At 66.8% G+C, this 12,553-nt stretch carries 12 protein-coding genes, 1 tRNA gene and 1 pseudogene; 6 read left to right on the forward strand and 8 right to left on the reverse strand.

Features of this window, described 5'->3' with window-relative positions; all coding sequences use genetic code 11:
* Positions 1 to 71 precede the first annotated feature (71 nt).
* Positions 72 to 1,253, forward strand: a complete 1,182-nt coding sequence (locus HD596_RS14550; protein ID WP_185069755.1) for an ATP-binding protein — start codon at positions 72 to 74, stop codon at positions 1,251 to 1,253.
* 103 nt (positions 1,254 to 1,356) lie between these two features.
* Here HD596_RS14550 and HD596_RS14555 read toward each other — a convergent pair whose 3' ends face one another.
* Positions 1,357 to 2,148, reverse strand: coding sequence for a MauE/DoxX family redox-associated membrane protein (locus tag HD596_RS14555; RefSeq protein WP_313044037.1), 792 nt, complete (start codon positions 2,146 to 2,148; stop codon positions 1,357 to 1,359).
* 7 nt (positions 2,149 to 2,155) lie between these two features.
* On the reverse strand, positions 2,156 to 3,100 hold the full coding sequence (locus HD596_RS14560) for a hypothetical protein (protein ID WP_185069756.1): 945 nt from the start codon (positions 3,098 to 3,100) through the stop codon (positions 2,156 to 2,158).
* A 216-nt stretch (positions 3,101 to 3,316) separates the two neighbouring features.
* On the opposite strand from HD596_RS14560, the gene HD596_RS14565 reads away from it, so the two are divergent.
* Positions 3,317 to 3,826 carry a SigE family RNA polymerase sigma factor gene (locus tag HD596_RS14565; protein ID WP_185069757.1) on the forward strand — a complete coding sequence of 170 codons (510 nt, stop codon included), beginning with the start codon at positions 3,317 to 3,319 and terminating at the stop codon, positions 3,824 to 3,826.
* Between the two features lie 22 nt (positions 3,827 to 3,848).
* On the opposite strand, the gene HD596_RS14570 is transcribed toward HD596_RS14565, so the two are convergent.
* Positions 3,849 to 4,379 (reverse strand): MarR family winged helix-turn-helix transcriptional regulator, encoded by a 531-nt coding sequence (locus HD596_RS14570; RefSeq protein ID WP_246556165.1) that lies wholly within the window; start codon positions 4,377 to 4,379, stop codon positions 3,849 to 3,851.
* Between the two features lie 109 nt (positions 4,380 to 4,488).
* On the opposite strand from HD596_RS14570, the gene HD596_RS14575 reads away from it, so the two are divergent.
* Positions 4,489 to 5,055 carry a YceI family protein gene (locus HD596_RS14575; RefSeq protein ID WP_185069759.1) on the forward strand — a complete coding sequence of 189 codons (567 nt, stop codon included), beginning with the start codon at positions 4,489 to 4,491 and terminating at the stop codon, positions 5,053 to 5,055.
* Between the two features lie 162 nt (positions 5,056 to 5,217).
* Positions 5,218 to 5,307: transfer RNA gene (locus tag HD596_RS14580), tRNA-Ser, on the forward strand.
* 1,088 nt (positions 5,308 to 6,395) lie between these two features.
* Here HD596_RS14580 and HD596_RS14585 read toward each other — a convergent pair.
* The gene (locus tag HD596_RS14585) at positions 6,396 to 6,839 is read right to left on the reverse strand and encodes a hypothetical protein (protein ID WP_185069760.1); all 444 of its coding nucleotides are present in this window, start codon (positions 6,837 to 6,839) and stop codon (positions 6,396 to 6,398) included.
* Positions 6,840 to 7,267: 428 nt separating this feature from the next.
* On the opposite strand from HD596_RS14585, the pseudogene HD596_RS61725 reads away from it, so the two are divergent.
* Positions 7,268 to 8,254 (forward strand): annotated as a pseudogene (locus tag HD596_RS61725) (IS30 family transposase).
* Positions 8,255 to 8,292: 38 nt separating this feature from the next.
* Here the strand turns inward: HD596_RS61725 and HD596_RS14595 are convergent.
* Positions 8,293 to 8,613 (reverse strand): ArsR/SmtB family transcription factor, encoded by a 321-nt coding sequence (locus tag HD596_RS14595; RefSeq protein WP_185069761.1) that lies wholly within the window; start codon positions 8,611 to 8,613, stop codon positions 8,293 to 8,295.
* Between the two features lie 58 nt (positions 8,614 to 8,671).
* Here HD596_RS14595 and HD596_RS14600 point away from each other — a divergent pair, with 58 nt between their 5' ends.
* On the forward strand, positions 8,672 to 8,998 hold the full coding sequence (locus HD596_RS14600; RefSeq protein ID WP_185069762.1) for a putative quinol monooxygenase: 327 nt from the start codon (positions 8,672 to 8,674) through the stop codon (positions 8,996 to 8,998).
* A 307-nt stretch (positions 8,999 to 9,305) separates the two neighbouring features.
* Here HD596_RS14600 and HD596_RS63745 read toward each other — a convergent pair whose 3' ends face one another.
* From HD596_RS63745 to HD596_RS14615, 3 genes are all read right to left on the reverse strand, one after another.
* Positions 9,306 to 9,749 carry a tyrosine-type recombinase/integrase gene (locus HD596_RS63745; RefSeq protein WP_313044043.1) on the reverse strand — a complete coding sequence of 148 codons (444 nt, stop codon included), beginning with the start codon at positions 9,747 to 9,749 and terminating at the stop codon, positions 9,306 to 9,308.
* Between the two features lie 136 nt (positions 9,750 to 9,885).
* Entirely contained in the window at positions 9,886 to 10,860 is a 975-nt protein-coding gene (locus HD596_RS60385; RefSeq protein WP_221519325.1) for a DUF4360 domain-containing protein, read from the reverse strand.
* Between the two features lie 1,013 nt (positions 10,861 to 11,873).
* Positions 11,874 to 12,437, reverse strand: a complete 564-nt coding sequence (locus tag HD596_RS14615) for a dihydrofolate reductase family protein (protein ID WP_185069764.1) — start codon at positions 12,435 to 12,437, stop codon at positions 11,874 to 11,876.
* Positions 12,438 to 12,553: the final 116 nt, after the last annotated feature.

Here is a 12,553-nt window from a genome sequence, read left to right on the forward strand (position 1 = left end):
CTCGGACACGCCGTAGCACTTTCTTCCCAAATCTAAGACGGCCGCTATATCCGGCAATAAAGTCCGAGAGCGTGGACCCTGTGCGAAACCCCTACGCTCCCGGCGCCGGGCAGCGACCGCCGGAGCTCGCCGGGCGCGACCGAGAGCTGCAGCAGTTCGAGGTCGTGCTGGAGCGGGTGGCCCGCGGCCGTCCCGAGCGCAGCATGGTCGTCACCGGCCTGCGGGGGGTCGGTAAGACCGTCCTGCTCAACACGTTCAAGTCCATGGCCATGCAGCGGCTGTGGGGCACGGGCAAGATCGAGGCCCGGCCCGACCAGTCGATCCGGCGCCCCGTGGCGGCCGCGCTGCACATGGCCATCCGGGAGCTGGCGCCGCGCCACCGCGCCCCCGAGCGCATCGAGGAGTTCCTCGGCGTGCTCAAGGCGTTCGCCATGCGCGATCCGGCGGCGGCCAAGGGCACCTCCCACTGGTCGCCCGGCATCGAGGTGCCCGCCAGCCGCGGGCGCGCCGACTCCGGCGACCTGGAGATCGACCTCACCGAGCTGTTCGTCGACGCCGCGAGCGTGGCCACCGACCTGGCCGTGGGCATCGCGCTCTTCATCGACGAGATGCAGGACGTCCCGGCCGCCGACGTCTCCGCGCTCTGCGCCGCCTGCCACGAGCTGTCCCAGACGGGCGGGCCGCTGATCGTGGTGGGGGCCGGGCTGCCGCACCTGCCGAGCGTGCTGTCGGCCAGCAAGAGCTACTCCGAGCGGCTGTTCCGCTATGCGCGTATCGACAAGCTCGACCGCGAGGCGGCCGATCTCGCGCTGATCCTGCCGGCGCGGGAGGAAGAGGTGGAGTTCACCCAGGAGGCCCTCGACGCCCTCTACGAGGCCGCCGACGGCTACCCCTACTTCGTGCAGGCGTACGGCAAGGTCGCCTGGGACCTGGCGCCGCGCAGCCCGATCACCATCGAAGACGTCAAGGTCTCCGCACCGGAGGCCGAGGAGGAGCTCGCGGTCGGGTTCTTCGGCAGCCGCTACGAGCGGGCCACCCCGGCCGAACGCGACTACATGCACGCCATGGCCCAGATCGGCGACGAGCCGGTCGCCACCGCGGAGGTGGCCGACGCCCTCGGGCGAAAGCCGTCCAGCCTCTCGCCCGCCCGTGACAGCCTCATCAAGAAAGGGCTCATCTACAGCGCCGAGCGCGGCCTGATCGCGTTCACGGTGCCGCACTTCGGGAAGTTCCTGCGCGCTCAGCCGATCTGAGCGACGCCCCTAGACCTCTATTGGGCTGTCTAGTGGGGAAGCTAGACAGCCCAATAGAGCTATATCGCCATGCCTGTCGAGCGGAATCTAACGCTCTCTAGCGTCAGGCCGATACTGGCGTATATTCCGGCAGAGTCCCGTTGTCCGCCGCGCTGACCACGGCCATCCGCACCGCCGGGCGCCGGCCGCTGAGGTAGACCGCGAAGACCACGTCGTCCGCGTCGTGGTTGCGGAAGGCGTAGAAGCGCCAGCACAGCTCGCGCCAGCTGTCGTACGGCTCGGCCGAGGTCAGCTCGCCCGCGTGGGCCCGCCAGGTGCCGCTCGACCGGAGCCTGGCCAGCGTGACCGATTCGGCGGGGCCGCGGCGCTGCTCGCAGGGGGCGCGGAACCGTACGCGGTCGATCAGCTCCTCGATCTCCGGGGAGAGGAGCGCGAGCACGGCCACGCCCGCGACCGTCAGCCACGACGGGTGGGCCACGGCCCCCCACCCGGGCACCGGCGCCCACACCGACAATCCGGCCATCCCGGTCAGCGCGACCGTCCGGCCGATCGAACGCAGCCCGACCGGCGCCGAGCTCACCTCGCCGAAGCAGCCGCAGCCCGCGTCCGGCCGGCGTCTGCGCAGCTCCAGCAGTACGTACGTGGACAGGGCGAAGAAGGCGACCGTACCCCAGCGGAAGAACGGATGCGTCGTGACCAGCAGCCCCACGGCCAGGAACAGCTCACCCGCCGCGCAGATCAGCAGCGCGATGGCCTGCATCCGCCCCGGCACCAGGACCGCGGGCCCCAGCCTGGACAGCGAGCCGGGTTCGCCTCCCGTGCGCACGGTGATCAACTTGGCCACCATGCCCAAGAGGAGCAGCGCGATCAGAAGCGGCAGCTGTGATTCGAGCACGTGCCCGTCACCCCAATCCGATCTGAGCGTTGAAACAGCCTTTGACCAGGTCGCCGCCGAGCTCCACGTAGGAGAACGGCGACAGCTCCACCACCCGCCCGCGCGGCGACGTGTCGCACTCTACGCAGCGGTCGCAGAAGCGCCCCGCCACGCAGCCGCACGCCACCACGGGGACGTTGGCGTTCCGCTGCGAGCACAGGTTCCTGACCTGGAGCAGCGACCCGACGGCCAGGTACGGCAGCCCGGTGCACGACACCCCGGCGTCGGGGCAGCCGGTGTCGGAGCGCTCCAGCATCGGGTACGCGGCGCCGCGCTCTTCCTGGTCGAACGTGTCCGACCAGGTGGCGGGGCCCGAGATGCGGGACTGCAGCCCGGCGTACGCGGGCGGCGGGGTCGGCACCGCGCGGGCCGGGTAAGGGGGCTGCGAGGTCGCGGGCAACATGGCCAGGCTCGTCCCCTCCTGCCTGATCCCGATCGCGTCGAACAGGTAGCCGGGCTCGAACTTGGGATGCCGCACCTGCAGCCGCCCCGACGCCCGGTAGGGGATGACGACCGTACGGTGGCCCCGGTGCGGGCCGCAGTCGAGCTCGACCGTCAGGTCCCTGCGCCCGCTGATCGACAGGATCGTCCCGGTGATGCGGGTGGTGTCCGCCCAGATGCGCTCCACCACGCGGCCGTCGCGCGTACGCATGATGACCATGGAACCCGCGGGGAGGTCGGCGGGCGCGGCGTCCTTCCCGTGCCAGGCGGTGGCCCAGGGGGCGATCACGAGCCGCTCCTCGGTGCCGTCGGGGGTCTCGATGATGATCAGATGCGGGCTGACGTCCTTGATCTCGCCGGCGACGGCGCGTAAAGGCTCCCCATTGTCCGGGTCAGCACCGGGAACGCCGGATTCGCGACCGAGCGCGGCCGCGGCGAGCACCCGACGGCGCTCAACGCTCGGATACCCCATCGGCCCCTCCCTCGTCGGTACTAGGTTCACACGACTCGGGCGTGGCTCACACCGTAGCGGCGCAGACGGGATCAAAATACGCATCCCCGGGGAAGTGAGATGACACCCGGCGTCGAACAAACCGCCACCGACCTTGACCTACCTTTATCGTCGGCGGACCGAAACCTGAATTCTGGTTCAGGCTCAATAGAGCATCCGGCTGCGATTCTGGCCACGATGCAGACCACCGGTTGGGAAGACGAGTTCCGCGAGTACGTGAGGGCGCGCGGTCCTGCTCTGCTGCGCGCGGCCCACCAGCTCACCGGACATCCGCTGGACGCGGAGGATCTGCTGCAGAACGCGCTGACCAAGACGTACCTGGCCTGGGACCGCATCGAGGACCGGGGGGCGCTCGACGGGTACGTGCGGCGGGCCATGGTGAACATCAACATCTCGCAGTGGCGGCGGCGCAGGCTGGAGGAGTATCCCTCGGACGATCTGCCGGAGGTGTGCTGCACCTTCGAGGAGCCGCACGGGGACGTGCACGAGCAGCTGGAACAGGCGCTGGAGGAGCTGCCGGAGCGGATGCGGGCGGCGATCGTGCTGCGGTATTACGAGGACATGACCGAACCGGAGATCGCCAGGACGCTGGGGATCAGTGTGGGGACGGTCAAGAGCACGGTGTCGCGCGCGATGGCCAAGCTCAGGAACGCCCTGGGCCTGCCGTCCCACGGTCACGGCTCGTGACCTTCGGCCCTGCGGCTTCGACCTACGACCTCGGCCTCATGGCGGCTTCCGCCGCGCATGCTACGGCCTGCGCCCCAGTTGCTTCAGTTGCCCCATTTGCCCCTGCGGTGGCACAGGGCCGTACCACATCCCTGATCTTCCGCAGCGTGGCCAGGAACCCCTCCAGCTCCTCCGCTCCCAGCAGCCCGGTGAACCAGTCCTCGATGTCCTGCACGTGCTGCGGCAGCACGGACTCCAGCCGCGCCCTTCCGGCCTCGGTGAGTACGGCATAGGAGGCCCTGCGGTCGCTCGGGCACGCCTGCCGGGTCACCAGCCCTTCCCGCTCCAGCCGGTCGACGACCCTGGTCACCCCGCTCGTCGACAACTCGGTCTGCGCGGCCAGATCACTCATCCGCAGCCGCTGACCCGGGGAGCGGGCCAGCCGGATGACGGTCTCGAAATCGATCTCCGACAACCCCGCGCCGCTGAGCACTGGCTGGAGTCTGGCCAGCAGACCCCCATGCACCTCCGTCAGAAGCCCAACGGCCGTCAGCCGGTGGTCGTCAAAGTTCATCACTCTCATAGCGTAACTGACGATAGTTGACGCGCGGAATATTCCTCGTGTAGAAATTTGTTGCCGCAGACATCCGCACCGCAACGAACCCCAATCGAGGAGAACCCCGATGACCACCACCCGCACCTGGGAGTCCCTGACCATCCCCGCCGCCGGCACCTACAACCTGGACGCGGCTCACACCCGCATCGGTTTCATGGTCAAGCACATGATGGTCAGCAAGGTCCGCGGCCACTTCGGCTCCTTCAGCGGCTCCGTCACGATCGCCGAGAACCCGCTCGAGTCGAGCGCCGAGCTCACGATCCAGGCCGCCAGCATCGACACCGGGGTCGCCGACCGCGACGGCCACCTGCGCAGCGACGACTTCCTGGCCACGGAGAAGTTCCCGACGATCACCTTCAGGAGCACCCGCGTGGTCGGCCACTCCGGCGACGAGTTCACCGTCGTCGGCGACCTGACCGTCCGTGACGTCACCAAGGAGGTCGAGCTCACGGTCGAGTACGGCGGCGCCGGCACCAACCCGTGGGGCGCTCCGGTCTGGGGCTTCTCGATCACCACGGAGTTCGACCGCGAGGAGTTCGGCCTGACCTGGAACCAGGCCCTGGAGACCGGCGGCGTCCTGGTGGGCAAGAAGGTAAAGATTGAGATCGAGGGCGAGGCCAACCCGGCCGCGTAACCTGGTTATCCACAGCCTCGAAGCCCGTCCACGCTCTGGACGGGCTTCATCCACAGGCAGTTACCCACAGGCTGTTGATAACTCTTGGCGAAGGACGGGGATCAATCACTTTGCCGCCTCGCCAGAAGGCCGGTACGCTGTCCTGAGCCGCGAAGGCTTCCAGGAGGATTCGCCTAGTCAGGTCTATGGCGCCGCACTGCTAATGCGGTTTGGGTTTACCGCCCATCCGGGGTTCAAATCCCCGATCCTCCGCAGGTGAGAGCCCTGCCCCATGATCACGGGGCAGGGCTCTTTGATCTTGATTGACTCGATGCCGGACCATTGCCGGACCATTGCGCTAACGATCATGGTTTTCCACAGCTCGCGGGATCGCCGCGATGGTCGCGTCCGCGGCCGCCTGGGCGACGTCGGGGACGACGCTTGTGTACACGTCCGCCGTGAAGCTGTGGCGAGCGTGGCCGAGATGTACTTCATGTCGACGCCGGCCGCCAGCATGATCGTCGCGACGAGCCGCGGCTTTCTGGTAATCGACCACGACCGTGGCATCGGAGACTGGGCGGTGGGATGGCTCCTCTGCTCGCGCTGCAACACCTGCTCGACTCCCACCAGCACGTGCTCGAAAAGGTCGCCGTTAAGGATGTTTGGTTATGAGGAGAGGCTGTGCGGCCGATCTGGGGGTATTGGTTCGAAAGAGGTTTAGACTGCACCTTCAAACAAAGGACACCGATGGTAGATCAGAAAGCTCCGGAGGATGTGGGGCTAACGCGCGACATGGCGATGCAGCACAACTGGCGGGCCTGTGCCAAATGCTTTGGCCTGTGGTGGAACGGCAACGCCTCCAGTAACGGCGTATGCCCTGCTGGGGGCTCACACGCCGGCCAGGGGCGTAGCTGGGATTACGTCTTGCCCGCCGACCCGAATGACCGCGTTTGAACTATCATTTGGTCGGCATAGTAGCCGCCACTATGGTTGAGTAGATGCGGTCACGCACAAAACGATGGAATTGGGGGCGGCGGCTGATAGTCATTCGTCGCCCCCATTTGTGAACGTCGTCGCTGACCCCAGGCCCGGCGGCGCCCAAAGCCTAACGCTCGATATGCCTGCGTTCTCTTGGGTAGCTCTCCCCACGCGCCGGCGCTAGGTCGACCTCGTCCGCTTCGCTGGCATGAGTCGGGGAGCCAACGCCAGGCACTCGATCCCGCGATTCGGGAGGCCGTACACGCGGCCCGCGCGGCGAAGAGGCAGAGCAGTAGGACGTCGGCCGCGGCCGAGCGACATCTCCACCGGCTGGCGCAGCTGCTCGGCCGTGTACCGCAGGACGCCGAGGTAGTCGGGTCGTGCTAGGGCTTGCTGACCAGGGTGCCGCCGAGGACGGATCGGGCCGTGTCCAGTGTGGCGCGGTCGTCGTGGTTGACGGTCCAGTTGCGGCCGGTCAGCAGCGAGACGCCGATACCGAGAGACTCCTCGAACTCAACTTGAGCCTGGACGTCGCCTTCACGCTCGTAGATCGACACCACAAGATCGCCTTGCTGGCATGATCCCCGATCCTTGGCGCCGGTGGCGCCCGCTATCGGCTCGTAGTCGTCGCAGGCGATGCCGGCGGCTTTGAGTTTTGTGACGATGTCGCGGGGTGAGGTGTAGCTGCCGCCGTCGGCGGGCGGCGTGGAGGCGGCCGACGCCGCAGCTCCGCTGGTTCCTGTGTCCGTGGCCGTGGTGGTGCCACACCCGGTGGCCAAGAGCGCGGCAGCGATCAGGGTGGCGGCTGTGAGCCTCAGCATGCGCATGGTGACTCCAAGTGTCGGGGAGATAGCGCACAGTATGACGCGGGGTATGGAGCTCGGCGGGCGGAAGCGTGGATGTGGGCCGGCGGCCGGCCGTCAGCCGCCCGGGAAGACCTGACGTCCCGCGTTGGGGTGCGTTCCCGCCGGCGGTGGTCTGGCAGACCGTGCCGGACCATTGCCGGACCCAACTCCCTGGCAATGCTCGGTAGTCATCAGTCATCCTCGGTACTGGTGTGAGGCGGCTGACCAGGGGATTCGGTACTCATCGATCATCCTCAGTTCTAGGCGATCACGGCGGACAGGGGACTGCTGATGCGGTTTGGGTTTACCGCCCATCCGGGGTTCAAATCCCCGATCCTCCGCAGGCGGAGGGCCTTCTCCCGTAGCCCTCCTTCCAGTGGTCGTCGCAACACCCCAGATGAGGGGATGCGATGGACTTCGAGATCCGGGAGGACCGGGAGCGCGCGCGGGGACGCAGGGCCCTTTCCCGTGAGCGAGCGGCATACTTGCGGCTCGTGCAGCAGGGCTTGAGCAACAAGGAGGCATGCCGGATCGTCGGCATCAACCTCCGGACCGGTCGGCGATGGCGTAACGGACGCAATCCGACCGGCAAGCACATGGGGGCGCTACCGATCACATCGGCGGCCCCCAGACGTGCGTGGCCGCTACCTGAACGAGACCGAGCGAATTCACATCGCCGACCGGGTGCGGGAGAAGGCGTCGATCCGCGAGATCGCGCGCGAGCTGGTCGTGCGTCCTCGACCATCAGTCGGGAGATCCGCCGCAACCGGCACCCCGCCAATGGTCAGTACCGCCCGCACGCGGCGCAGGCCCGAGCCGGCCGCGACATGCGCAAGCCCCGTCGCCATGCCCAGCAGCGCCAACCCCGCTACAGCGCGCCCATGGTGATGATCAGCGAGCGGCCGGCCGAGGCTGATGACCGGGCCGTGCCCGGCCACTGGGAAGGTGACTGCATCATTGGCAAGAACGGCACCTCGGCCATCGGCACCCTGGTCGAGCGGACCACCCGCTACGTGATGCTCGTCCACCTGCCGATCGACCGCAGCGCCGAGCGCATGCGCGACGCTCTGGTGGAGACCATGGCCACGCTGCCGGCTCATTTCAAGCGCTCTTCGACCTGGGATCAGGGCAGCGAGATGGGCGCTCACCGGGCGTTCACGCTCGCCACCGACATCCCCGTCTACTTCTGCGACCCGGCCAGCCCTTGGCAGCGCGGCTCCAACGAGAACACCAACGGCCTGCTGCGCCAGTACTTCCCCAAAGGTACCGACCTGCCCGTTCACATCCGCCACCAGCTCGACGCCGTCGCCGCCGAGCTGAACTTCAGACCTCGCAAGACGCTCGGCTGGGAGTCTCGTGCACAGCGCCTCACCGAGCTCATGACGGCCTGCCTCTGACCTGTGGGAGCAGCAGGACGGCCAGTGCTCCTGGTGGGCTAATCAGCCGCAGTGTTCCCGGTTCTGCCCGTCGCGCTGCCGGACTTCAGCTCCTCGGACAGGAGCTGCAACAGGCCGGGCAGATGACGCTCGATGTCCTGCCTGGGCAGTGAGACGGCGCTGCCGTTGCCGTGGTCACGCTGCATGATCAGCCCTGCCTCGCGCAGCACCCGGAAGTGATGCGTGCGCGCGGCCTTCTTCACCGGCAGGTCGAACGAGCCGCAGGCGCGCTCCCGGTCTTCGGGATCGGCCGCGAGTTCGGCCACGACCCGGCGGCGGGAGTCGTCGGCCAGCGCGCGGAACACCTTGCCCAGATCCATGACTCACTCCTAGGTACGATTTGCATCATACCTGGTCTGATGGCTAGCGTTGGCAGGTATGAAAATTGTCGTACCTGAAGGAGGCGGGGCGGTCGGTATCTACGGCTTCGCCCGGCCGAAGCCCGAGCGTGCCGATGAGCTGGAGCGGCTGCTGCTGTCATTCGTGGAGCCGACCAGGGCCGAGCCTGGCTCGATGCAGTATCAGGTCCACCGCGACGTGGCAGACCCCAGCACGTTCGTGTTCTACGAACTGTGGCGGTCGGCCGACGACCTGCGCGCGCATCTCGCGCGTCCCGAACTCGCACACTTCCAGGAGCACCGCATGGACTACCTACGAGAAGACCTGGAGATCCACTGGCTCACGCCTCTCAGCGTGACCCCCTGACCCCAGTGTCAGCGTCTCCACGCCCGATGCGCTGGACAGAGTGACCGACCTTGGCCAGGCGCTCCCCCGTCACATGCGTCGGCTCCCGCAGAACCTCGCCGCCGTCCGCATCGCATGAACACGCAGACGAACGGCCGCCCACTCCCCGCTATCGAGGGAGCGGGCGGCCATCGCCGCAACGCGCGGGGTCAGCGCGGACGTTCTCGCGGCTATGCCGACCGCTGACAGCAATTGATCACGTGTGTTGCGACGACCCCTCGAATGCGCCTAGTTGGGGAGAGGACCTTTTGATCTTCGGTTGCAACGGCTAGGGATTTCCCCAGAGTGCGGAGGCGAGCCGCTCGCCCGCGTCGCGCATCAAGGGTGTGGATACGTGGGTGTAGCGCTCGGTGGTGGTCACTCGGGTGTGGCCGAGCACTTGCTGAACGACCCGGATGTTCACATCTTGCTCGATGAGGAGTGTCGTGGCGGTGTGGCGAGCGTCGTGAACCCGGACGTCTCGGACGCCGGCCTGCTGAAGGATGGACTTCCAGATCTTGCAGTCCTCGGTGCGCTCGATGGGAGAGCCGTGCTTGGTCGCGAACACCAGGCCACGGTCTTCCCATCGATCTCCCGCCCTCTCCCGCTCGGCATCCTGCACCTCGGATGTGCCTTGAGCTGGGCGAGGAGTTCGAGCGGGCACTGGAGGGTGAGCTTGCTCTTGCCCTTGCGCTGGCGGAAGACCAGGCCGCCGCGGGTGCGCTTGGGGCACTTGTCCGCAGGGCCGGCGCAGTCCTTGAGGCAGGGCCGCTTGTAGCAGGCATGGCCTGATTTGGTGCGGCCCGGCTTGCAGGTCGGCTGGTGTCCCGTGGATCGTGCATCTCTTGTGGCAGGAGCGTCGACCTGACTCAGCAGGAGGTGGTCGTCTCGGCTACGCAGGAATCGGTGCCCGGCCCGCCGTTAGCGGTGTCGGTGCCCGGCCCGCCCAGGATCCGGTCGTTGCCGGCTTCGCCGTCGAGGGTGTCGTTGCCGTCGTCGCCGCTGATGTCGTCGTCGCCGTTGCCGCCGAAGACGGTGTCGTTGCCGCCACCGGCGGAGACCCGGTCGTTGCCCGCGAAGGAGAGGATGACGTCGTCGCCGCCCAGCGCGGCGATACGGTCGGCGAACGGTGACCCGCAGATGACATCGGCGCCCGAGGTGCCGACGATGGTCTGCCCCGAGGTGGCGGTGCGCCGGTCGATGGTGCAGCCCGGTCCGTTCTGGAGCGTCCCGTCGACACTGTTGGTGTTGAAGAAGCCGCTGCCGGTCTTTGCGGGGTTGTTGGTGAGGACCAGGCCCGTTTCCACCTTTAGCGCGCGGGTTGCGCCCTGCGCCGACGCCACGTCGTCGTGAAGCAAGATCCGGTCGGAGAAGAGGTACGTGTCGTCGTGTGGCCCCGAGATCTGCGAGCGAACCGACTGAGCCGGGAGGGGAGCACCGAGGAAGTCGTAGCTTGCGCTCTGCGTCGCGCTCATCCCTGCTTGGTCCATGAGCGCGTAGCCCTGGTAGGAGAACTTGGCGGTGGAAAGCGAGGTCCCCGGCGGCGTATGCACGTTCAGCGAGAGCGTGCATTCCTTATCCGAAGCATCACCACCAGGTTCGATGAGCGTCTCGTATGAGCTGAATGTAACCGTGAACGTCTTCCCGTCGGGGCTGATCGCCGCCTCCCATGTCCCGGGCGGGCACCCGTTTCCGTTCGCACTGACGCTCGAGATGTATGCCTCGGCCGGGTTGGGGACAGAGGACGCCGCGACCGCGGGCGTCATGACTGCTGCGGTGAGGACGGCGGCGGTGAGTGTACGTGCGGCCGGCTTGGGGAGTGTGTTGCGCATGATGAATGGCATAGGGCATTCCTTTCCGTGGTGAGCATTCCTGGCGAGAACGTCAGGTAATTTCCTGAGGCTCGTTGACCTGTGTCAGATCGAGTTCGTGAATGGTGCCGCGGTAGCGCGGATGCCGGAGCTGTACTTTTTGTATCCACCCACCCCGCTGCGATAGTGCGACAAGGGAGATACCCCAGCGTCAAACATGAAAGACGTACGCACTTTTATGAGGCAGGCAAACAATCAGCAAGGAGCGAAAAGAGAGCGTGTCCTTGATGTCCGGATATTCGCCATTAAATGGATATTATCCCGACGTGTAGCTCCCGAATTCCGATTTGCGCAGATGTGCCATGATTTGAGAATCTGGCCCATCGTGCGGCGGTGGGCCGGGGGCAACAACCGCAGCAGCAACCGCGCCATATCCGGGCGACCTTGAGCGGTCGTTAATGACCCCTGCGCGCAGCGCAAACGACCTGTAGCGATCTCGCTGCCGAGATTTCATGGCTCTGAGGTTTCCGCGCTCGACTCGGCGCGTGTCGACTCGGTAGGTCGGCGATGAGCGATGGCTACATTGATGTCCGTCACTCCGCGCTTGGCGATCAGGCGGCAGTGGGGCTGGTCTAGTTGCAGTTCTAGTTGCAATCCCGTCTCGTATATAGCCCGTCCAGGGAGACCAACGCGGCCAGGTGGTCCAGGTGAACCAATAGGGACACCCAAGACTCGAGCTGCTGATGCGGTTTGGTTTACCGCCCCTCCGGGGTTCAAATCCCCGATCCTCCGCAGGCGGAAGGCCCTCTCCCGTAGTTGGGGAGAGGGCCCTTTTGATCTTCGGTTGCAACGGCTAGGGATTTTCCCAGAGAGCGGAGGCGAGCCGCTCGCCCGCGTCGCACATCAGGCGTGTGGATACGTGGGTGTAGCGCTCGGTGGGGGTCCTGCCGCCGTTGTCGCTGGTTGGTTCGAGCTGGGTCGTGGACTCCTCGGCCAGGTAGCGTGCCCGCGTGACTGCCGCTCGTCGTGCATGTCCGGTCGCTGGGTCAGCGGTGTTGCCGGTACTGCAGATATACGATCCCGTTGCTGGAGGCGGTACTGGAGACCAGGTCGAGCTGGTAGGACTTGGGGACGCCGTCGAACAGCCGGGTGCCCTCGCCTGCGACGTAGGGGAACATGCTCAGCTGGAGCTCGTCGATCAGGTCGAGCCGCATGAGCGACCGCCAGAGGCTGACGCCGCCCCAGACCACGATGTGGCCGTCGCCGCCCAGCCTGAGCTTGTCGATCTCTTCTGCCGTGTCACCAGCGGCGATAGTGGTGTTGGCCCAGTCGGCCGCCTTCAGGGTCCGGGAGAAGACGACCTTGCGCCCGGCGTTCAGGATGTCGGCGAACGGGTGGTCGGTGGACGTTGTCATGCCCTCGGCGATGCCCTCGTAGGCGGTGCGGCCCATGATGTGCGCGTAGGCGCTCTGGAGAAAGTCGAGGTGCGCCGGGGCGTCGGGCTCACGGTTTTCGGGCAGGTCGAAGCAGAACTTCCAAAACTCGGTGCCCTCGTCGGCGAGGAGGCCGTCGAGGGAGTAGTTGAACACTGTCGCTATCAGCTTCCGCATGGTCAGAACTCCGTGGTCTCGGGTCGTCTGGGGGGAACGTGCGTGCCCCGGGCCGCAGCGCTCGCGTGGCGGCGGCGTCTGTGGCCTGTCGCTGATGCTTTTGACGACACTGCCGC

The sequence above is a fragment of the Nonomuraea jabiensis genome (assembly GCF_014204795.1).
Lineage (GTDB): Bacteria > Actinomycetota > Actinomycetes > Streptosporangiales > Streptosporangiaceae > Nonomuraea > Nonomuraea jabiensis.